The following is a 20,048-nucleotide window of genomic DNA, read 5'->3' as shown; positions in this document are numbered from 1 at the left end:
GTCGTCATGATCGTTAGAGGTTCAGGGTCAATCAACCGTCGGGGTTGGGACCAGCAAAAGCTTTCTTTCGAACGCCTCTTCAAAAAGATCGCCTTTATTTTTGCCGCCGAAGAGTTCGACGGACACATCGTCCCCTCCTGCAAGCCTGACCATGAAGGTGGACGGGGAAAGCGAACAGTCGAGCCCTTTCACCAGGCTGTTCCTGCGGCGATCAAGACCGTCTGCAAGCCGCAGGATGCCGCCGAGCCTCTTGACCAGGAGCCTGTCCCGGGGTGCAAGCCTGGCGAAGCTCTCATGCTTTTTCTTCGGCAGGGATTTGCGGTGATAGCGGGCAATATTGGCGATGATTTCCCGTTCCCGCGGCGTGAAGCCGAACAGGTCCGCATGCCGGACGAGGTGATAGGTATGCTTGTGATGACTCGAATAGCTGATGAAATAGCCGACGTCATGCACAAGCGCCGCTGCTTCGAGCATCTGCCCGTGCTTCTCGTTAAGGCCGAACGCTGAGGCAACCTCGTCAAAAATCTCCATGGATAATCTTGCCACCTGCAAGGAATGTTCTTCGTCGTGATGGCAGGATCGCGCAAACTCAAGGGCCGATTCCCGCCAATTTCTCGGTATTCTCCCCGCGGGCATGAGGTTATGTTTTTTCAGGCTTTTCAGTATCAGCCCCTCGCGGATGCCCTGTTCATTTATCTTCAATAGATTCGTATTGAAAAATTCCATCAGTTCGTCCACCACGGTCACGCCGGCCACGATTATGTCCGCCCGGTCGGGATTCAGGCCTGCCAGCGACCTCCTTCCTTTCAGGTCCTTTCTCAGGAGCATGGCGAGGAGATGCACCACCTCGGAGCGGAGGACCTCATAGCCATGAACGGAGCCGTACCCCTCTTTTCTCATCCCCATTACCATGGCTCCTATGGAGGTCATGGTTCCGCCTGAGCCAAGGAGGCACTGAACCGGCATCTTTTCGCCGGTAAAAACGGCTTTGATGGTTTTGCGGATGTGTTTGCGCAAGTTCAGGTATTCCCGGCTCCTTATCGGATCGGCGGTGATAAACTTTTCCGTCAGGACGACGGCCCCCAACTCTAAAGAATAAATCTCCTCGATATGGCTGCCCAGTGCCGTGATGATCTCCACGCTGCCGCCGCCGATATCGACCATGGTATAGCGGGTTCCTTCCATATCGAAATTATGGAGAACGCTCATGGCGGCCAGTTCCGCCTCTTCCTCGCCGCTGATGACGGAGATGTGCAGACCGATCCGGTCGGCAACGGCCTTGACAAAGGCGTCGCCATTGGCTGCCCTGCGCACTGCGCTGGTGGCGATGGTTTCCACTTTCATCACCCCATAGCCGTCGACAATCTTATTCATCCGGGAAAGGGCGTCCATGGCCCGTTGCCAAGCTGCTTCGGATATTGCCCTGTCTTTGGCGATGCCTTCCCCAAGACGCACGGTCGCTTTCTCGTCATCCAGTACCTTGAATGAGCCGGGCTTGTCCACTTCCACCACGATGCAGCGGATGGAATTAGTACCGATATCGATGGCTGCCAGTCTGTTTTGTTTCACAAAGTATTCCTTACCCGCTCGCCGATCAGGGCAATCGGCATTGTCTCAAGCATTCCCGTGAAATCGGAGAAGAGGTTTTTCCTTTTCTCAACCATGCATTTTCGAACCAAATCTTCAACCGCGGGGGGGAAGCCCGCTTCCCTGATGATTTCGGCAAAGACATCCAGATCGTGCATTCTTCCCAGCACATCCTGGTAACCTTTGACCGCCGTGTGGAGTGGCTGGTAATCGGCTCCCAGCAGGTGGGAGAGGATTTCCATCCGGTAACGGAAATGTTTGACCGCGATCCTTAACCGGTGCTGGGCCTCGATTTCTTGTTCCTGTCGCGCCAGGGACACCAGGTTTGTTACGGCAGCAATTTTGACGTCGAAAGATCTCCGGGCAAAGTCCGACAGGGGGGTGAAAAGGTCGATGTCATTGCTCGAAGGATTGAATATGGATGGGGCGTTGATTATCCGCAAATACAAATCACGCAAGGGCTTCGGCGCTTTTTCGCGCAAACCGGGCTTGAGTCGTTTGAGCGCTTTGGTCCTGTTCTTCTGGAAGATTAGCTGTAATCGTTCCAAATCGCTTCGACAGATACTATCGACGTCATCCGTCAACGCATTGAAGAAAAGCAACGCCTCATCGGTATTGCGCATTTCTCCCAGTAATCGGGTTACCCTCTTTACAGTCTTAATAAGACGGGTGATATTCTTGGGTTCATAGCACGGCGCAAAGAGTGTCAGACCTTCCCGGAGACGGCGTGAGGAGACCCGCAAGTCATGGATATCCTCAGGGTCAAAAGCTTTGAACACGTTATCCCTGCGCCGGAAAAAGTCATCGACCCGTTCATAGAGGAGAACTCTGGCTGCAATCCACAAAGGTGTAGTTCCCTCCACTTGCATCATGGCGCCTTTCCGTCACCCGCCCGAACGCTTGTGCCCGTCCTGGGCGCTGATAATCTGATCCGTCAAGTCTTCGATCAATGCGTCAATCCCTTTCAGGTCTTTTATCCGCCCCTTGGCAGGTTTCAGCTTGAGGGTCTTTATCTCGTGCAGCCAGTCGGATGCTTGATCCCTTAATATCTTCGGCGGGACCCCCTCCAGATGGCTGATGATGGTCTCCACCTCACCTTCCCGCCGCAGAATAAACTGCTCACCGACTTCGCGCACCAGGGTGCGGAGGTGTTTCAGCTCCCGGATAAAATCCTCGCGCATGTCTTCACTTTTCGTACTTTTTTTTGCTCCGCGCTTGATGCCGGTCATGGTCATTTGATCCCCAGTAAATCTTCGACGCGGGCGGTTATTTCCCCGGATGCGGACCTGATCGACCGGTTGCCGTTTACCACGTGAAAGCCGTACTCCTGCTGCAACAGGCTGAATTCCTTCTGAATGAGCTTCTGGTAGCGCATGAAGCTGTCGAAGATGTCGCGGGAAAGTCCCAGGTCCATCCCCGCTTCCCAGTAATCGAGGGTGGAATTCTTGCGGAAGTTTCGTTCGACCAGTTGTGCCGGACTCACCCGCAGGTATATGACCAGATCCGGTACTACGGCTATGCCGTAGAGCGCGCGTACCCAGTCGCGGTCAGCTCCACGGACGATGTCACGAGCCATCAGCGTATAGATGTAGCGGTCGGCGAGGACAATAAAGCCGGCTTTCATCGCGGGAATGATGCGGTTTTCAAGCTGGTCGGCAAAATCCGTGGCATAGAAAAGGCTCCTGGTTATCTCGCCGAGCACGTTCCCCTGTTTCGCCTCGTTCAGTTCTTCCGAGACAAGAGTGGAGCGGAGCAACCCCACGTTTACCGTAGCGTGCCCTTTCCCTTCCAGATAATCCTTGAGCAACTCCATTTGCGTCGATCTACCCGAGCCATCCGCCCCTTCGATGACGATCAACTTCCCTGCAAGATTCCCCGGGTCTACACCGGGAAGCCCTTCTCCATAAAATCTCATCCGATTCCTCTTGCACGGCAGCGCTAAAAAACTCTGCCGTTTATTTGTCTCACTTTACGGTTTTCCAGCGATAAATGGGAAGGTCGAAACTCTGGCCGACGATTTCCCGAACCTTGATCTGCTGTTCTTCGATGGATACCGAGCCGTCGATTGTCACGAAAGAAAATTCATCCCTCATGCCGAGATACTCGTTGTATATGCGCTCCTGGAAGAGCCGGAAACTCTGGTACGGATCATTGGCAAGGCCCAGGTCCATCCCCGCCTCATGGTATTTCAACTGCGGCCGGCCGGAAAGTATGCGCGAGAGCGCCACCGAAAGGGGGGTATCGAAGAACAGGGTCAGGTCCGGGTGGCGGGCGAATCCATACAGGTTGCGCAGCCAGGTGCGGGAACAGCCCCGCACGGCATCCCGGGCAAAGGCGGTATAAACATAGCGATCACAGAGAACCAGATAGCCTGCCTTGAGCAGGGGAAGGATCTGCCGTTCGTAACGATCGGCTAAATCCGCACTGTGGATGAGGCTGAAGGTGGTCGGTGTAAGGAGTTGCCGTTTTTTCCCTTTTGAGGTCGCCTTCTTGACGATTACAGAAGAGTTCCATTCGGTGAAGTAAACCTTTAATCCCCGCAGTTCGAGCCAACGTTTCAACAGGTATAGCTGTGTAGATTTGCCGGAGCCGTCGAGTCCTTCGACTGCGATCAGCTTGCCGGGAAGCTCCGTTGTAAGACTGGTTTTCATTTAGGCAAATACCCTCTCAAGTGATTTTCTGGCCTTTTTCAGCCCTTTCCCAACCCCTTTGAGCCCTGTTTCCGTAAGGCCGGCAAGTCGCTTCTCGGCCTTTACCAGCACTTTTCCGGTTTTCTTCACCTTGGTCTCCAACTTGCTTTCCACCTTCTCCAGAGAGGAAATGACCTTCAGTATTTCCTTTTCCACCTTTTTACCCGTTTTGCCGGTAGCCTCCTCCTTGAAACGATTACGCACACTCAGGGCTATATCCTGAACCTGTTCCTTCATGGAAGCGGCTTTAAGCTTCAATTCCTCCACCTTTTCAGCTCGCGTTTTCCCCGCTTCACCGGCCAGCTCAACGGCCTGGGTCAAGATCGACGGAACCATCCGCGGATTTAATCCCTGGATATTTCGCAGTCCTTCTTCACCGGCAGCAGCAATCTTTGCGAATGTGTCGTAACCGGCCTCGATAAAACGCTGGGCGAGAATATTTCCCACCCCTTTCAGTTTTTGCAGCTCTTTCATCGCTTGTTTCATAACAACTCCTTACATGTGCCCAATGTGTGACTACTATACGAAAGCATCTATTTCATCAGTTATCAGTTTTTTGCCGACAGCAAGCCATTTAAAAGCTGCCGGTGCGTTAAGGGCCGCCGTATCGATGCTCAGCTTGACCGCGGCCCCCTTTCTGAAGTTGAATCCACCAGGCAGGGACAGAAACGAAGCGATGAGGAGGCTCAGGTCCGGTTCATGTCCCACGATCACCAGCTCTTTCAGCGGCTGAAAGGTATTGAGAAGGCTCTGCAGGGCTGTTTTGTCAAATCCCGGCATCAGTTCGTCAGCCACCACGAGCGGCCCGATGTACGATATGGTTTCTGCCAGGATATCCGCAGTCTGCACCGCCCTGAGCAAAGGACTGGTAAGGATCAGACTCGGATTAACCCCCTTTTTCGACATAGTTCGAGCTGTCTTACGAAAAAATTCCCTTCCTTCGGGGGGCAGATATCTGTATTCCTCAGCAACGCTCGAAGTTTTTTCAATTGCCGCAGCATGCCGAACAATAATGAGTTTCATGGAGTTGGTCCCTGTTTCATCAACTATGAATAAATAAGCAGTTCATACTGTATTCTACTAATTATAATGAAGAGCGCATGCAATACAACCAAAAGTATCGAAAAACCGGGTTTGACTCAGCATTGTCCGGTTTGGTCTTTGCAAGGTTCTTTGAGAATGTAAAAAAGTTGTAAAATCAGCGTTATACCGCATTATTTGCTTGACTTTGAGTAAAAAAACGGTGGTCCGCACTCGTAACTATCCAATATTACAGGAGTTACGATATGCGACCGTTCAAACGACTGAAACAAAGACGAAAATCACGCGCTTTCAAATTGCTTCTTACCCCGATTTTTGAGAGATTCAAGTCAGATAATGAACTTGAATCCAGGGGGTATCGCCCGTTGCAAATGACTTTCGATGATCAGCTAAAAGCCCTGATCTTTTATCACTTGGAAGAGTTCTCTTCCGGGAGCGAACTTCTCCAGGCGCTGGATCAGGATGACTTCGCCAAGGAATGTGTTGCTCCCCCCAAGGGAATCAAAAAGAGCTCTTTCTTTGAGGCAATCAACAACCGTGGTCTTGAACAGCTTTCCGAGGTATTCGGGCATCTTGTCAAGCAAGCAGGCAGAGTGCTTCCCGATGAATATGCTCACCTTGGCAATCTGGTATCCATAGACGGTTCTTTGATAGATGCTGTTCTATCTATGGAATGGGCAGATTACCGAAGCGGCTCTAAGAAGGCCAAGGCCCATATCGGCTTCGATATCAACCGTGGTATTCCAAGGAAGATATTCCTGACCGACGGTAAAGAGGGTGAGCGCCCCTTTGTTGATAAGATCATCGACAAAGGCGAAACCGGTGTCATGGATCGTGGGTATCAGTCTCATAATCACTTTGACCAGTGGCAGGCCGCCGAGAAGTTTTTTGTCTGCCGTATCAGGGAGAATACACACAAAACCGTCATCAGAGAGAATGCCGTAAATCCTGACAGTATTGTCTTCTATGACCAGATAGTACTTCTCGGCACCAAAGGTATAAACCAGACTGAGAAAGAGCTGCGCCTTGTTGGTTACCGTATTGACGGCAAGGACTACTGGGTAGCAACCAACAGATACGACCTGACGGCTGAAGAAGTGGCCCAGGTTTATAAACTGCGCTGGAACATAGAGACCTTCTTCGGTTGGTGGAAACGCCACCTAAAGGTGTATCACCTGATTGCCAGAAGCGAATATGGTCTCATGGTTCAAATACTTGGTGGTCTCATCACCTATCTGCTGCTAGCCATCTATTGCCGTGAGCAGCACCAGGAGCCAGTCAGCATTAGCAGGGTACGAGAATTACGCAATCAGATTGCAAATGAAGCAGCAGCCGAACAGCAGAGCCGTCGCACAAGAATACAAGGTAACTCAAACAAAATTAGACAGTTGAAACGTAAGAAACGTCGTGCAAAAACCTAACCGGAAGTTACTGGGTTTGACTGTCATAATTTACATAAATGTAACAATTGTGTCGTTGGGTGCAATGACCCGCATGGAAGCATTTCGTGTATGACATTGCCGATTTGGAACAATGGCTTTGCGTTGAACTGAGAACCTTTGCCGGCGGCATCTGACCCAACTGATATTCAGTGGAAGGGATATCCGTTGTTCAAGAAACCAATATACGAGAGGGTGCTTCTTCCTCCGTCGGGAGAATGTTCTTCCAAAAAAAGGGCGCAACAGCCGCTGCGCCCCTTTGCGATCAACCCGCTTGCAGATCAGGCGATGGTATGGCGGATGTCCTTCCCCTTGACCATGAAGATGACCATTTCTGCCACGTTGGTGGCGTGGTCCGCGATCCGCTCCAGGCACTTGGAGATGTAGTTGACCTTGATGGCGCGGCTGATGGTGGACGGGTCCCCCATCATGAAGGTGAGGAGTTCCCGCTGGATCTGCTCGTTCAGCTCGTCCACGAACTGGTCGTCCTTGCAGACCTTGATCGCCAGGGTGTCGTCGCCGCGGACGAAGGCGTCGAGCGCTTCCTTGACCATCATCGAAGCCCAGTCGGCCATGCGGGGGAGGTCGATGTAAGGTTTGAGCGGCGGCTCCATGTTCAGCTCCTTGGCCCTTTTGGCAATGCCAGTACACTGGTCGCCGATCCGCTCCAGGTCGGTGACGATCTTGAGCGCCAGGGTGATGAAACGCAGGTCGCGGGCTGCCGGCTGGCGGCGCGCCAGCACTTCCAGGCATCTCTCGTCGATCTCCATCTCCAGGTGGTTGATCTCGTGGTCAAAGGCAATGGTTCGTTCGGCCAGCTCGGAGTCCCGCTCCACGAGGGATTTCATCGAGTTGGCGATCATCACCTCCACCTTCCCCCCCATTTCGAGGAGCTTCTCGCGGATGGTGTTCAGTTCCTCGTCGAATACTTTGCTGAAATGTTCTCTTTCCATGGTAACCTCATGTTTTAAGTTCGAAGTTCGAAGTTCGAAGTTCTAAGTTCGAAGTTCGAAGTTCGAAGTTCTAAGTTCTAAGTTCTAAGTTCGAAGTTCTAAGTTCGAAGTTTCAGGTTTAAGGTTTTTCAACGTCGAACGTCGAACGTCGAACGTCGAACCGGTTCTTACCCAAATCGGCCGGTGATGTAATCCTCGGTCTGTTTCTTGTCCGGGGTGGTGAAGACCTTCCTCGTTTCGCCGCATTCGATCAGCTCTCCCAGGTAGAAAAAGGCGGTGAAGTCGGAGACGCGGGCGGCCTGCTGCATGTTGTGGGTGACGATGATGATGGTGTACTTCTCCTTCAGTTCCTCGATCAGTTCCTCGATCTTCAGGGTCGAGAGCGGGTCGAGAGCCGAAGCCGGTTCGTCCATGAGGATCACCTCCGGTCTTACGGCAATGGTCCTGGCGATGCAGAGCCTTTGCTGCTGGCCGCCGGAAAGTTCCATGGCGCTTGCCTTCAGCCGGTCCTTCACCTCGTCCCAGAGGGCGACCCGTTTGAGAGACGACTCGACGATCTCGTCCGCCTCGCTCCGGTTGACCCTGCCGTTCAGCTTGTAACCGGCAATCACGTTATCATAAATCGACATGGCCGGGAAGGGGTTAGGTTTCTGGAAGACCATGCCGACCCTTCTCCTGATGGAGACCGGGTCCACCCCCTTGTCGTAGATGTCGGTGTCGTCAAGGATGATCTTGCCCGTGACCCGTGCCGCAGGCGCCAGGTCGTGCATCCGGTTGATGGAGCGGAGCACCGTCGATTTGCCGCACCCCGAAGGGCCGATGATGGCGGTGACGCTGTTTTCCGGGAAGTCGATGGAGACATCCTTGACCGCGTGGTTGCTGCCGAAATGGACGTTGAGATTTTCCAGTTTTACCTTGGTGTTCATTCAGACCTCTTTTGTTCTTGCCAGAAATACGTATAAATAGAATCAGAACCTTTGAACCGCAAAGGCCCCAAAGAGCCTAAACCGCAAAGTTCGCAAAGTAAAATCGAAAACTACTTTCTTTTTGTCTAAGGCACTAAAAAATAGCTTTTTTTCAGCGTTGTCCGGTTTGGTTTGTGCATCAAGGTTGTTAAGCCCCATTAGGGGCGTTCGAATGTAGCCGGGGGATTCATCCCCCGGAGGATTCATCCCCCGGATGAGATGCTATATTTCCCCACGTCATGTACGTGACGTGATGATATTTCGCCTGGATGACCGGGGAATGAATTCCCCGGCTACCAGTATTCTGTCCCTACGGGACGTAAGCAAAAACCAAACCGGACAACGCTGGCTTTTTTTAAGTTTTCTTGGCGCCCTTTGCGACTTTGCGGTTCGACAATGTTGTATTTTTCGTTTTTCTCCGTGTCTCTGTGTCTCCGTGGCAGGTTGTCAGCCTTCTTGTCTGCTTCTGCCGAAATACCGCGCAGCCAGGCTCAAGGAGAACATGACCGTCACCAGGACCAGGGCGCCTGCCCAGGCGAGGCGGTGCCAGTCCTCGTATGGCGAGATGGCGAAGTTGAAGATCTGTAGCGGCATCGCCGCCATCGGTTCGGTGAGTTTCCTGCTCCAGAACTGGTTGCCGAGAGCTGTGAAGAGGAGCGGCGCGGTTTCCCCCGCTACCCGGGCGACGGAGAGGAGTATGCCGGTCATGACCCCGGTCATGGCGCTCCTCAGGGTGACCTTGAGGCTCGTGCGCCAGAGCGGCACCCCCAGTGCCAGCGAGGCTTCACGCAGGGTGCCGGGGACCATCTTCAGCTGTTCCTCGGTGGTGCGGAGCACTATGGGGATCATGATCATCGCCAGGGCCACTGCGCCGGCCAGGGCGGAAAAGCCCTTCATCGGCACCACGAGCAGGGTGTAGGCGACCATGCCGGTGATGATGGAGGGGATGCCGGAAAGTACGTCGGCGGCAAAGCGGATGACGGTGGAGATGCGGCTGCCGCCGTATTCGGCCAGGTAAATGGCGCCGAAGATGCCGATGGGGAGGCCTATTAACGAGGCCATGGCGATCATCACCGCGGAGCCCACCATGCCGTTGGCCATGCCGCCGCCGGTCTCGCCGGTCGGTTTCGGTATCTGGGTGAAAAAGTCGAGATTTACGGAACTAAGTCCCATCTTCACGATATGGACGAAGATGAAGACGAGCGGCACCAGCACCGACAGGGTCGCAGCGACCATCAGCGCCGTCATCAGCAGGTTTTTTGCCTTGCGCAGGGCGACACTCCGCATCATAGTCCACCTCCGCTCTGTTTTCGGTTCACGCTCCAGATCAGAAAGCGGGCAAGGGCGTTGATGACGAGGGTGACCACCAGCAGGATGAGGCCGATCTCCATGAGCGCCGCGGAGTGGAGCTGCGAGCTTGCCTCGGCGAATTCGTTGGCGATGACGCTCGGCATGGTGTAGGCGGGGGAGAGGAGCGACAGGGATATCTGCGGCGTGTTGCCGATCACCATGGTGACCGCCATGGTCTCGCCGATGGCCCGCCCCAGGCCGAGGATCACCGCTCCCAGGATGCCGGAGCGGCCGTAGGGGAGGACTGCCATGCGGATCATCTCCCAGCGGGTCGCGCCGAGGGCGATGGCAGCCTCTTTCTGGCTCTGGGGCACGGCCAGAAGCACCTCCTTGGTGATGGAGGTGATGATCGGCACCACCATGATCATCAGGATGAAGACCGCGGCGAGCATGCTCACCCCGTAGGGTGCCCCCTTGAAGAGGGGGAGGAAGCCGAAGTGATCGATGAGAAACGGCTGGACGGTCCGCTGCAGCCATGGCGCCATGACCAGCACCCCCCAGAGGCCGTAGATGACGCTCGGGATGGCGGCCAGGAGCTCGACCAGGGCGGCGATCACGCCGCCGAACTTTTTCGGCGCGATCTCGGTGATGAAGACGGCGCTGCCGATGGAAAGCGGCGTTGCGAGAAGGAGGGCGAGGATCGATGAAACCACCGAGCCCCAGAGGTAGGGAAGCGCGCCGAAGGTCTCCTGCACCGCATCCCAATCACTGCTGGTGATGAACCGCCAGCCGAATTTTCTCATGGCGGGGAGGCTCTCGCCGACCATTTCGTAGACCATGAGAAGCAGTATGGCGAGGATGCTGAAGGCGAAAACGACGGTGATCCCCTTGAAGATGAAGTCGCCGTTCAGGCCGGTTTTGATGTTCCACTTCTGTGAGATTGCTTCGGGCGGCACGGCCTTCCTCCACATGTTTGTAACGAAATGTTGAAACGGTTGTAATAAAAGTTTCGGCAGAAAAAGGCCCGGGCAGGTGCAATCGGTGGCGGACCCTGCCCGGGCGGATTGGTGTTTGAAGCTGTTACTTGATGCTCTTGACGGTTTTTTCCACCATCTTCGCCACGTTAGCAGGGAGTGGCGCATAGAGGATCTTGTCGGCCATCTTCTGGCCATGCTTCAATTCCCAGTTGAGGAACTCGACCAGCTTCTTTCCTATTACCTTGTCCTTCTGGTCCTGGTAGACGAGGAGCCAGGTGAAGCCGACGATCGGGTAGGCATCCTTGCCCGGCTGGTTGACCAGCGAGATGCGGTAATCGGCAGGCATGGATTTGGCCGCGCCGGCAGCTGCTGCGCTGGTGGACTTGATGGAAGGCTCGACGAAATTGCCGCTCTTGTTTTTCAATGTGGCGAAAGGAAGCTTGTTTTCGAAGGCATAGGCCAGTTCCACGTAACCGATGGTGTACTGGGTGGTCTTGACCTGTCCGGCAACCCCTTCGTTACCCTTGCCGCCGAGGCCGATAGGCCACTTGACGGAAGCACCCTTGCCCACCTTGCCTGCCCATTCCGGGCTGACGCTGGAAAGATAGTCGGTGAAGATGCTCGTGGTGCCGCTCCCGTCAGAGCGGTGAACAACGATGATCGGCTGGTTGGGAAGCTTGATCTTGGGGTTGTCGTTGGCGATCTTCGGGTCGTTCCACTTGGTGATCTTCCCCAGGTAGATATCAGCCACATCTTCGGAAGAAAGCTTCAGCCCTTTACCCACGCCGGGAACGTTGTAAGTGACGACCACGGCGCCCATAACGGTCGGGATGTGGAGCAGCTTGCCGGGGGCAGCCTTCAGTTCTGCGTCGGAGAGGAATTTATCGGAAGCGCCGAAATCGACGGTCTGGGCAGTGATCTGCTTGATGCCGCCGCCTGAGCCGATGGACTGGTAGTTGAACTTGACGGTCGGATCGACCTTGGCGTATTCGGCGAACCACTTGGAGTAGAGCGGGTAGGGGAAGGTTGCGCCTGCGCCGTTGATGAGCGTTTCTGCCGATGCCTGGCCGGAGATGGCGGTTACCGCCAGGATGGCCAGGGTCAGAATGCTTTTACGGATGATGTTGAGCATGTATGTCCTCCTTTTTTATGTTTGCTTTGGGCTTATTATTGCCTGCTAAATGTTACAACCATGTTACAGGTTGGGAAAGATTCGGTGAAAGTATACGCTTAAGCCTCAGGACCATGGCCGGCTTCCTGGCCTTCACCTCTTTGCCGATAGCTACAGCAATTGCCTGGGCATCACGGTGCAGGTCTCTGCCTTTTCTGCTCACCATGAGCGCCGCCATCCTGGTTTCGTTTGTCAGATTGTCCTTTATTTCGGCCAGCAGATAGTTTTCAAGGGCATTATTAAGGTAGCCGTAAAGTATGCCGCACATGAGCAGCACCAGGCAGAGGTATGAGACCATCAGTTTCCAGCGAAAGGTGACCTTTATTATTCCTCCATCTTGTAGCCGAAACCGCGCACGGTCTTGATCATTTCTCCCGCCTCGCCGAGTTTGGTCCTGAGCCTTGTCACATGGGTATCCACCGTCCGGCTGTCCCCCACGTAATTGTATCCCCAGACGTTTTGCAGCAGGATGTCACGGCTCTGCACACGCCCCAGGCGTTCGGCCAGGTTAAGGAGCAGCTTGAATTCGGTGGTCGTGAGGATAATCTCTTCACCGGCAACGTTGACCAGGTGGCGTTCGGTGTCGATGGTGACGAGGCCGATGGTGATGCGCTTTTCTGCTGTTTTTTCCGGCATGGTGCGGCGCAGCACCGCCTTGACCCGCAGCAGCAGCTCCCGGGTGGAGAAAGGTTTCACCATGTAATCGTCCGCGCCCACTTCAAAACCGACGACCCGGTCTATCTCCTCACCCTTGGCTGTTAGCATGATGATCGGAATGGCGGCGGTTTTTTCATTCTTCTTCAGGAGTTTGCAGATCTCGGTTCCTAATAAGCCGGGGAGCATCAGATCCAGGAGAATGAGGTCGGGAGGATTGCTGCGCACGGCTTCCAGGCCGGAAATCCCATCAAGGGCGATGAGCGGCCGGTATCCTTCCTTTTCCAGGTTGAAGGCTATCAGTTCCGCCAGGTCCTTTTCGTCTTCGATCACGAGTATGGTCTTCATTAGTGCCCTCTTTTCACGGTTTTCTTGATGCTACAGAAAAAATGTTACAGGAGAAAGGTGGCAGTTGTGTTACAGCCCTGTAAAAGCGACGTAATATTGGTTTGTTTGCGCTGGCATTCAGGCGGTATCATAGATTCTTTCCAGCAGTTTGCGTCATTCTAACCTGTGAGCGTTACGGAACGACAACGGTTGCTGAATGTTTCATGAAAAGACCAAGACAGAAGCTTGCCGAGATGAGTGCAAAAGTAATTTGATTGTTACAATGTGTCCCTTTCGGCTGTGCTAGAATAAGCCTCATTGCCCGCCTCTTTCGATCAGCAGAAAGAGGCGAGTCACGCAGTTCAATATAGCCCTATGCGGTGAGGGGTGGGAAGAAACCATATTTTGTCTACGGGTCGAACCTTTGCTCAAGCAGATCCGCCCTCCTCTGCATCTACCTGGAGAGATGATGTTCATCAAAACTGGAGGGTGTAAAAAGGTTTGTGTAAATGGTCATTAGGGGGTACACCAAGTTACCCTAAGGAGATCACATGACTATTAACACCGACGTAATCGACGATCTACTCAAACATTATAAGACCCCCGAAGAGATTCTAGGGGAAAACGGGCTGCTGAAGCAGTTGACCAAGGCTGTTCTTCAGCGGGCGCTCCAGGCTGAAATGACACTGCACCTCGGCCACGAGAAGCATGCTTCCGTTTCCGCCAAAGGTGGCAATGCACGCAATGGCTCGTCGGCAAAGACCATCAAAGGCGATTTTGGCACCATGCCGATTGAGGTCCCTCGTGACCGGGATAGCAGCTTTGAACCAGTCATCATTCCCAAAGGCCAAACCCGGTTCGCCGAGTTCGATGATAAGATTATCTCCCTGTACTCCCGCGGGCTTACCACTCGTGAGATCCAGGGACACTTGGAGGAAATCTACGGTGTTGAAGTATCCCCCGCTCTGATTTCAATAGTGACTGAAGCAGTAGCTGAAGAGGTCAAAGCTTGGCAGAACCGCCCGTTGGATGCGCTTTATCCCATCGTTTACATGGATGCCATCAGGGTCAAAGCCAGAGGCAATGGCCATGTTGTGAACAAGGCTGTCTATCTGGCCATCGGCATCAACATAGACGGTGCCAAGGAAGTTCTGGGAATGTGGGTCTCCGAAAACGAAGGAGCCAAGTTCTGGTTGCAGGTTGTGACCGAACTTAAGAACCGTGGTGTCCAAGACATCTTCATTGCCTGCGTTGACGGCCTGAAGGGGTTCCCTGAGGCCATAGAAATAGTTTATCCCAACACTCAAGTCCAACTTTGCATCGTCCATATGGTACGCAATTCCTTGAAGTTCGTTTCGTGGAAACAACGCAAAGAAGTTGCGACAGATTTGAAGGTTATCTACCAGTCAGCGACCGCTGAGCAGGCCGAAATGGAACTGACAGCATTTGAGGCAAAATGGGACAAAACACACCCGACGATCAGCCAGTCCTGGCGCCGGAACTGGGCGCAAGTTATACCATTTTTTGCCTATCCAGCTGATATACGAAAGGTTATTTACACAACCAATGCCATTGAATCACTGAATATGTCACTCAGAAAGGTGACCAAAAACCGGGGCTCGTTTCCCAATGATGAGGCAATGTTCAAGTTACTATACCTGGCGCTGAGAAACATCGCGAAGAAATGGACCCTGCCGATCAGAGACTGGAAAGCTGCCATGAACCGCTTTTCCATTCTTTTTGAAGACAGAATGCCAAGCTATTAAAAACAGGGAACCAAAACCATTTACACAAAACTATTGACAGGCCCCAAAACTGCTGTGTGCTGTCTCATGATGTCGGTATGCCTTTGTGATGTTGCCCATTGCGACGGCGTCGTCCATACGAATATGGCGGGCAATGCCAGCTGCGCTGCGTACCTCAAGGCACGGTCGGAAAGAAAAACCATGACATTTGAGCTCTGGCTGAGCGGATATCTTACCGGTCTGGCAACTTATGACAGGAAGATCAACAATGTACCCAAACTCGAAATCGCCAACGGCGAAACGGGAACGCTGCTTTTGGAGCGTTACTGCAAGACGCACCCTCTGGACAGTTATCAGACGTCCGCCAGGGAAATGGCGCGTACCGTGTTCTATGGATCAGGCAGGTAAGAATAGCGCACGGATCCCGTCATACGACGTCCCGGGGCTCCGAAATGTTCTCCTGCGGGCGGATCAGCGTAAAAATTCGTAGCCTTTGCAGCCATCTGTGCAACCGTCCCTAAGTCCTAAAGACTCATCCCTTAGGCGCATCCTTGAGCGTCTCCCCGCTTGCAATTCCGAGAACCTCTGGTTTAATGGGTTATCATTATGACATGATAATCTTGCGTGGCGCTGAAATCGGGCTGTTTTGCGACGCGCTCACGCATCGGAGACAACCATGGGAAATTCGCTCGACTGCGGAAACCCTGATGCCTGCGACGGCATGAATCCCGAACGGAGGCGTTCTGGAGTGGTGCGCTGCCTGAGACGGATCAGCGTAGTGCTGGCTTTGATGCTTCTTGCAACCGTGTCTGCGGGAGTCCTTTACCAGAGCGCCTCATCCGTTTGGGACCGGTACAGGTTACCTCCTCCCGGGAAGCTTGTATCGATAGACGGGCTCAGGCTGCATATGCTGGCAAGCGGCAAACGATGCGGAAAAGGGAGCCCTACGGTCGTGCTTGAGACCGGTCTCGGGGGGATGAGTTCCGCGTGGGGATGGATTCAGCCTGAAGTGGCCAAATTTGCAAGGGTCGTTTCCTACGACCGGGCGGGGCTTGGCTGGAGCGAGGCGGACTCTGGACCCGTGTCCGCAACGGGAAACGTGCGCAGGCTGCACGGAATGCTGCACTCAGCCGGTATCGAGGGCCCCTATGTGCTGGTAGGCCATTCCATGGGGGGGCTTTTGGTACGCCTCTTTAACGATCTGTATCCTGACGAGGTGTCCGGCGTCGTACTGATCGATGCCTCGCACCCCGATCAGCGTCAGCGCAGCCAGGCCATACGCAGCCATATGAATGCAGGCTTTCGCATGCTCAGGACCGTTCCGCTCCTGGCCAGGATCGGCTACGTCCGAATCAGCAATTTCTTCCAGGAGCAGGCCGATGGTTTGCCGCCGTTGCAGTGCGATGAGGCGCGCTCGTTCCTCTGCTCGTACGAACACCTGAAAGTCACGAACGAGGAGGCGTCGAACTGGAATGCTCTCTGTTCGCAAGTGCGCACAACCAGGAGCCTGGGGGAAAAGCCCCTCACCGTACTGAGCGCAGGGGAGGGGGCGAGGCCAGGGGCGCTCGAGCTGCAAGCGGATCTGGCACGGCTATCCTCCCGCGGCAGGCATCTCGTCATCAAAGGAGCCGACCATGTGACGCTGGTAACCCACAGGGAGCATGCGTTGCGAGTGGTTGAAGAAATCCGGTGGCTGGTCGAAATGACGCAGCCGACCTGTCAGCATTTTCCGAACACCTGACTGCGCTGGAGCCTGCCGCGCGGTTTCACGAGAGCAACTGGTAATCATCATGGCGATAAACAATCTCCTTGAGATCATCAGCCGTTTCGGACTATTTCCAGAGCTCAAGAATAATAGATATTTACGTTTCCTCGCCAGCATCGACAGTGCTCCTTGCTGGTGCACTTCGGACGCCGACCTCCTTGGTGATGCCGTGAAGATACTCGATAGTCGCGTCACGTTATGTCGCTTTCACTCTATAGCAGAAGATTAAACGCTCCAAGCTAGATCTTGCACATCATGGTCTCGCGTGAATATAGAGTTCCTGCCTGAGATATCTACTAACTGTTTTTTGGAGAGTGGCTATATCTCCTTTGCAAATGTATCGGGCTGGATAGCTTTCACGTAATTATCTTGACTCTAGGTATAAGATTTGTTACATATTCTTCCCTGTCGAGTAACCTTTTTAGTAACCTTTTTGCCAGATGTTTTGCTGCAACATGCTGCGGCGGATTGCAACAAAAAGTAGTGTAAATGTGCTAATTTAAATAGAATTTTTAAAAAGGTTACTTGATCAGACTTGCAACATGATAAAAGCTAAAAACATCAAGTAGTTAGCCTATGTCCCCGTAGCTCAGCAGGATAGAGCACTTCCCTCCTAAGGAAGGGGTCGGACGTTCGAATCGTCTCGGGGACGCCATAAATCAAGGGGTTACAGCTTATGCTGTGACCTTTTCTTTTTCGCACATCGATTCTGCTCACACGCCTCGTCTTTACCGCTCTCGCCCCGCTTCATGGAAGGCCTTCGTCACCGGCGAGAACAGATATTCCACCACCGATCTCGTACCGAGCTTGATCTCCGCCGATACCTGCATGCCCGGTGTCAATTTGTGCTTCTGTCCGTCGGCAATGAGTTGCTGGGTGGAAAGAGCGATCAGGGTTTTGTAGCGCAGTCGGCTTAGGTCCCTGGGGGGAACTGACGTGGTCGAATCGATCGTTCCGCTCTGGTTTGGATTTTCGCTGGAATCGGCACTGACCTGCTCCACTTTTCCGTCCAACATGCCGTATTTCTGGAAGCTAAAGGCAGAAAGTTTGACCTTCACCGGTTGATCAGGACGCACGAAGCCGATATCTTCGTTGCTAACCCATACCTCAGCCTGCAGCGGTTCTTCCTTCGGTACCAGGGTCATCAGGATTGTCCCCGGCGTTACCACCGTACCGGCGGTATGTGTTGCCAAATCCTTCACAACTCCGTCGTTGGAGGCCTTCAATTCCAGCAGCTGGTGACGGTGCTGCTGCTTGGCCAACTCCTGTGTGATCTTCTCAAGCTGTCCCATTGTCTCAACTCGTTCTGTCTGCAACTGTCGCCGGTTGTCGGCAGTAAGCTGAGCCATATTTTTCAGAGTTTGGGCCATCAGTGCTTGATTGCTTTTTAGGGTGTACTCCTGGGTCTTAAGGTCATGTTCCTTCTCAATGCGATCACGTTGCTTCTCTGAAAATTGAAGCTTTGCCACTGTTCCTACTTTGAAAAGATCCTCGTAGGCCTTTTCCATCTCACGGTAATGGGGGAGTGTCTGCTCAAGCTTTGCCTTGATTTCCCGGGCAGAGGCCATATCCTGGCTGGCGCGCTCCAGTACGCTTTGCTGCTCGTCAATGGCGCTCTGATGGGCCTGACGGTTGGTATGATATTGTGCTGATACCTGCGCGAACAGATCAGGCGGGTCATTGCTCTCCCTGGTAAGCGGTCTGCCTGCCAGTTCTGCATCGATCCGGCGCAGGGCAAGCCGCAAACGGTGGAATTCCGAAGCCAGGGATTTTCCTTCCGCAGTGGAGAGTACCGCATCCATCCGCATCAGGAGTTGCCCCTTGGTAACCGACTGCCCCTCTTTGACCATGATCTCCTCCACGATTCCCTGTTCAGAAGGCTGCACGATCTTCAAGTAAGTCTTCGGTACCAGCTTACCTTCCGCAACTGCCACGATATCCAGTCGCCCCAGAACAGCCCAAAGCAGGACGCAACAGAACAGTATCGCTACAACCTTCAACACGGTCCGTCCCAGCGGTGCCGGCGGCTTCTCCTGTAATTGAACCATGGAAGGGGCAAAGTCCAACGAATCTGTTTCGGCGGCACTGAACAGCCAAGAGGACAACCTCGCCAAGCGGGAAGGTTTTGGTGGGTGCTGCTCATTCATCTGTTTATTTTCTCCTGTTTGCCGGGCTGCCTGTTTCTGATGGCTTCAGGCAGTCGCTCAATGGTTTTTATTAGACGAGCCAAGGTTCTCTTTTCATCATACCGACTGTACTTGGCTGCAATCTCTTGTGTTCGGTGGGTAATCTCTTGATCGGCAAGGGTTTTTTGCAGGACTTCCTGAAAATGTGCCCGTAGTGCATTGGGGGTGATACCAATACCTATACCAATTCGTTCGATGGTTCTCATCAGCATCATCTGCTCGATCTGGGTCGGTATTGCCAATGTCGGTACCCCTGCAAGCAGTGCCGCCGATGTCAGGCCATGGCCGGTATGGGAAACGACCAGATCCGCTTTGGTCAGGATAGGCCGCAATGCCGCAGTTTGGCTGGTGATCGAAAGATTGCTGCCGCTATACCTGTCGCAAAGCTCCTGGTCGATGCCGGGAACCACGGCAATGGTTTGACTGCCACAGTCCCTGAGCCCATCCAGTACCAGCCCAAGTTCTGGAAAAGGGCGCAGGTAGGCAAATATCCGCTTTCCATTTCCTCCAGGCCAGGGGACATTCTGCCCTGTGTCCAGATTCAACAGCGGGCCGATATAGCAACCTCCCTTGCGTGCCGGGTAGTGATCAAGCTCCGGCACAGTTGTCAGCAGGGTCAGGTTGGCCTGCACTGCCTGAAAGAGATACTCATGCGCAGAATGGCCATAGTCCTTGCGAACTTGGTTCATGGCCTGCAGCATGTTCATCTCTTTTCCCAACAGCTGTTCCCTTCGTAGCTTGAGCCAAGGTCGGAAGCAGGGATAGGGGCTCATCTCCGGCGGAATAGCGAAGCCGGTATCCATACGCAGACAGGGTATACCTGCCAGCTTAGCGGCAAATACGGCTGACGGCGCATATTCCGCCACCACCACGTCGGGTCGGTAGAGATCAAAGAGGCCGTGCCAACCTCGTACCAGCCCATCAAGCCGGTCAGGATTGCCGAAACCGCTTTCTTCAAGGATATCGGCAAAGCTCGCTGGCTGTAGCCTCCATCTTGGGGGGGCGTCAACAGGCGCCTGTAGAAAAGTCGCCTCGGAACGGTCAAGGAACTGCCCCAGAGTGGAAAGATCCCTGACGGCAAGGGCCACATCATGTCCACTATCCTTGAGTGCTCTCGTCAGTGGTGCCAATTTACCCAAATGGCCGTAATTGCCACCCAATGCCCATGCCAGCAAAAAACGGCTCATGGTTTCCTCATCGTAACCCCTATGAACGGGATAAGTCCCTTCACGAAAAATTCTTCGCAAAAAACATGCAA

20 protein-coding genes and 1 tRNA gene are annotated in these 20,048 nt (G+C 53.7%); 5 read left to right on the top strand and 16 right to left on the bottom strand.

Features of this window, described 5'->3' with window-relative positions; genetic code table 11:
- Positions 1-27: 27 nt before the first annotated feature.
- From GURA_RS13095 to GURA_RS13065, 7 genes are read right to left on the bottom strand one after another with little or no spacing between them, the layout of a single operon-like run.
- Positions 28-1,569: a Ppx/GppA phosphatase family protein gene (locus GURA_RS13095; RefSeq protein ID WP_011939426.1), complete on the bottom strand. Its 1,542-nt coding sequence runs from the start codon at positions 1,567-1,569 to the stop codon at positions 28-30.
- Entirely contained in the window at positions 1,566-2,459 is an 894-nt protein-coding gene (locus GURA_RS13090; protein WP_011939425.1) for a CHAD domain-containing protein, read from the bottom strand. The genes GURA_RS13095 and GURA_RS13090 overlap by 4 nt, the downstream gene beginning before the upstream one ends.
- A gap of 12 nt (positions 2,460-2,471) precedes the next feature.
- Positions 2,472-2,822 (bottom strand): protein kinase family protein, encoded by a 351-nt coding sequence (locus GURA_RS13085; protein ID WP_011939424.1) that lies wholly within the window; start codon positions 2,820-2,822, stop codon positions 2,472-2,474.
- Positions 2,819-3,502 carry a dTMP kinase gene (locus tag GURA_RS13080; RefSeq protein WP_011939423.1) on the bottom strand — a complete coding sequence of 228 codons (684 nt, stop codon included), beginning with the start codon at positions 3,500-3,502 and terminating at the stop codon, positions 2,819-2,821. The genes GURA_RS13085 and GURA_RS13080 overlap by 4 nt, the downstream gene beginning before the upstream one ends.
- A gap of 49 nt (positions 3,503-3,551) precedes the next feature.
- Positions 3,552-4,238 carry a dTMP kinase gene (locus GURA_RS13075; RefSeq protein ID WP_011939422.1) on the bottom strand — a complete coding sequence of 229 codons (687 nt, stop codon included), beginning with the start codon at positions 4,236-4,238 and terminating at the stop codon, positions 3,552-3,554.
- Positions 4,239-4,763 carry a helix-hairpin-helix domain-containing protein gene (locus GURA_RS13070; protein ID WP_011939421.1) on the bottom strand — a complete coding sequence of 175 codons (525 nt, stop codon included), beginning with the start codon at positions 4,761-4,763 and terminating at the stop codon, positions 4,239-4,241.
- Between the two features lie 33 nt (positions 4,764-4,796).
- Complete coding sequence (locus tag GURA_RS13065; RefSeq protein ID WP_011939420.1) at positions 4,797-5,300, bottom strand: SixA phosphatase family protein; 504 nt, start codon at positions 5,298-5,300, stop codon at positions 4,797-4,799.
- A gap of 263 nt (positions 5,301-5,563) precedes the next feature.
- Between GURA_RS13065 and GURA_RS13060 the strand changes: the two genes are divergently transcribed.
- Complete coding sequence (locus tag GURA_RS13060) at positions 5,564-6,739, top strand: IS4-like element ISGur4 family transposase (RefSeq protein WP_011937084.1); 1,176 nt, start codon at positions 5,564-5,566, stop codon at positions 6,737-6,739.
- Positions 6,740-7,038: 299 nt separating this feature from the next.
- Here GURA_RS13060 and phoU read toward each other — a convergent pair whose 3' ends face one another.
- The 7 genes from phoU to GURA_RS13025 all read right to left on the bottom strand — a co-directional run bounded on the left by phoU (position 7,039) and on the right by GURA_RS13025 (position 13,115).
- Entirely contained in the window at positions 7,039-7,710 is a 672-nt protein-coding gene (phoU, locus tag GURA_RS13055; RefSeq protein WP_011938426.1) for a phosphate signaling complex protein PhoU, read from the bottom strand.
- Positions 7,711-7,877: 167 nt separating this feature from the next.
- Positions 7,878-8,636, bottom strand: a complete 759-nt coding sequence (pstB, locus tag GURA_RS13050) for a phosphate ABC transporter ATP-binding protein PstB (RefSeq protein ID WP_011938427.1) — start codon at positions 8,634-8,636, stop codon at positions 7,878-7,880.
- Between the two features lie 486 nt (positions 8,637-9,122).
- Positions 9,123-9,965 carry a phosphate ABC transporter permease PstA gene (pstA, locus tag GURA_RS13045; protein ID WP_011938428.1) on the bottom strand — a complete coding sequence of 281 codons (843 nt, stop codon included), beginning with the start codon at positions 9,963-9,965 and terminating at the stop codon, positions 9,123-9,125.
- Positions 9,962-10,936: a phosphate ABC transporter permease subunit PstC gene (gene pstC, locus GURA_RS13040; protein WP_011938429.1), complete on the bottom strand. Its 975-nt coding sequence runs from the start codon at positions 10,934-10,936 to the stop codon at positions 9,962-9,964. The genes pstA and pstC overlap by 4 nt, the downstream gene beginning before the upstream one ends.
- 109 nt (positions 10,937-11,045) lie before the next feature.
- Positions 11,046-12,074 (bottom strand): phosphate ABC transporter substrate-binding protein PstS, encoded by a 1,029-nt coding sequence (pstS, locus tag GURA_RS13035; protein ID WP_011938430.1) that lies wholly within the window; start codon positions 12,072-12,074, stop codon positions 11,046-11,048.
- 52 nt (positions 12,075-12,126) lie between these two features.
- On the bottom strand, positions 12,127-12,411 hold the full coding sequence (locus tag GURA_RS13030) for a hypothetical protein (RefSeq protein WP_011939419.1): 285 nt from the start codon (positions 12,409-12,411) through the stop codon (positions 12,127-12,129).
- Between the two features lie 26 nt (positions 12,412-12,437).
- Positions 12,438-13,115, bottom strand: coding sequence for a winged helix-turn-helix domain-containing protein (locus tag GURA_RS13025; RefSeq protein WP_011939418.1), 678 nt, complete (start codon positions 13,113-13,115; stop codon positions 12,438-12,440).
- A gap of 530 nt (positions 13,116-13,645) precedes the next feature.
- Here GURA_RS13025 and GURA_RS13020 point away from each other — a divergent pair.
- The 4 genes from GURA_RS13020 (at position 13,646) to GURA_RS13005 (ending at position 17,259) form a co-directional block, all read left to right on the top strand.
- Positions 13,646-14,860, top strand: coding sequence for an IS256 family transposase (locus GURA_RS13020; RefSeq protein WP_011937053.1), 1,215 nt, complete (start codon positions 13,646-13,648; stop codon positions 14,858-14,860).
- Positions 14,861-14,926: 66 nt separating this feature from the next.
- Entirely contained in the window at positions 14,927-15,247 is a 321-nt protein-coding gene (locus tag GURA_RS13015; RefSeq protein ID WP_011939417.1) for a hypothetical protein, read from the top strand.
- 268 nt (positions 15,248-15,515) lie between these two features.
- Positions 15,516-16,580 carry an alpha/beta fold hydrolase gene (locus GURA_RS13010; protein ID WP_011939416.1) on the top strand — a complete coding sequence of 355 codons (1,065 nt, stop codon included), beginning with the start codon at positions 15,516-15,518 and terminating at the stop codon, positions 16,578-16,580.
- Between the two features lie 602 nt (positions 16,581-17,182).
- A tRNA-Arg gene (locus GURA_RS13005) sits at positions 17,183-17,259 on the top strand.
- Positions 17,260-17,332: 73 nt separating this feature from the next.
- On the opposite strand, the gene GURA_RS13000 is transcribed toward GURA_RS13005, so the two are convergent.
- Complete coding sequence (locus GURA_RS13000; protein WP_011939415.1) at positions 17,333-18,751, bottom strand: HlyD family type I secretion periplasmic adaptor subunit; 1,419 nt, start codon at positions 18,749-18,751, stop codon at positions 17,333-17,335.
- On the bottom strand, positions 18,748-19,977 hold the full coding sequence (locus GURA_RS12995; protein ID WP_011939414.1) for a glycosyltransferase: 1,230 nt from the start codon (positions 19,975-19,977) through the stop codon (positions 18,748-18,750). The genes GURA_RS13000 and GURA_RS12995 overlap by 4 nt, the downstream gene beginning before the upstream one ends.
- Positions 19,978-20,048 lie beyond the last annotated feature (71 nt).

It is taken from the genome of Geotalea uraniireducens Rf4 (assembly GCF_000016745.1).
Lineage (GTDB): Bacteria > Desulfobacterota > Desulfuromonadia > Geobacterales > Geobacteraceae > Geotalea > Geotalea uraniireducens.
The sequence above is the reverse complement of the archived record's forward strand: the minus strand, read 5'-3'. Positions and strand labels throughout refer to the sequence as shown.

Bases quoted from the DNA above. Each gene is read 5' to 3' on its own strand.
- GURA_RS13090 (WP_011939425.1), bottom strand. From the start codon at position 2,459: ATGATGCAAGTGGAGGGAACTACACCTTTGTGGATTGCAGCCAGAGTT.
- GURA_RS13085 (WP_011939424.1), bottom strand. From the start codon at position 2,822: ATGACCATGACCGGCATCAAGCGCGGAGCAAAAAAAAGTACGAAAAGT.
- GURA_RS13080 (WP_011939423.1), bottom strand. From the start codon at position 3,502: ATGAGATTTTATGGAGAAGGGCTTCCCGGTGTAGACCCGGGGAATCTT.
- GURA_RS13075 (WP_011939422.1), bottom strand. From the start codon at position 4,238: ATGAAAACCAGTCTTACAACGGAGCTTCCCGGCAAGCTGATCGCAGTC.
- GURA_RS13070 (WP_011939421.1), bottom strand. From the start codon at position 4,763: ATGAAACAAGCGATGAAAGAGCTGCAAAAACTGAAAGGGGTGGGAAAT.
- GURA_RS13065 (WP_011939420.1), bottom strand. From the start codon at position 5,300: ATGAAACTCATTATTGTTCGGCATGCTGCGGCAATTGAAAAAACTTCG.
- GURA_RS13060 (WP_011937084.1), top strand. From the start codon at position 5,564: ATGCGACCGTTCAAACGACTGAAACAAAGACGAAAATCACGCGCTTTC.
- phoU (WP_011938426.1), bottom strand. From the start codon at position 7,710: ATGGAAAGAGAACATTTCAGCAAAGTATTCGACGAGGAACTGAACACC.
- pstB (WP_011938427.1), bottom strand. From the start codon at position 8,636: ATGAACACCAAGGTAAAACTGGAAAATCTCAACGTCCATTTCGGCAGC.
- pstA (WP_011938428.1), bottom strand. From the start codon at position 9,965: ATGATGCGGAGTGTCGCCCTGCGCAAGGCAAAAAACCTGCTGATGACG.
- pstC (WP_011938429.1), bottom strand. From the start codon at position 10,936: ATGTGGAGGAAGGCCGTGCCGCCCGAAGCAATCTCACAGAAGTGGAAC.
- pstS (WP_011938430.1), bottom strand. From the start codon at position 12,074: ATGCTCAACATCATCCGTAAAAGCATTCTGACCCTGGCCATCCTGGCG.
- GURA_RS13030 (WP_011939419.1), bottom strand. From the start codon at position 12,411: ATGGTCTCATACCTCTGCCTGGTGCTGCTCATGTGCGGCATACTTTAC.
- GURA_RS13025 (WP_011939418.1), bottom strand. From the start codon at position 13,115: ATGAAGACCATACTCGTGATCGAAGACGAAAAGGACCTGGCGGAACTG.
- GURA_RS13020 (WP_011937053.1), top strand. From the start codon at position 13,646: ATGACTATTAACACCGACGTAATCGACGATCTACTCAAACATTATAAG.
- GURA_RS13015 (WP_011939417.1), top strand. From the start codon at position 14,927: ATGATGTCGGTATGCCTTTGTGATGTTGCCCATTGCGACGGCGTCGTC.
- GURA_RS13010 (WP_011939416.1), top strand. From the start codon at position 15,516: ATGGGAAATTCGCTCGACTGCGGAAACCCTGATGCCTGCGACGGCATG.
- GURA_RS13000 (WP_011939415.1), bottom strand. From the start codon at position 18,751: ATGAATGAGCAGCACCCACCAAAACCTTCCCGCTTGGCGAGGTTGTCC.
- GURA_RS12995 (WP_011939414.1), bottom strand. From the start codon at position 19,977: ATGAGCCGTTTTTTGCTGGCATGGGCATTGGGTGGCAATTACGGCCAT.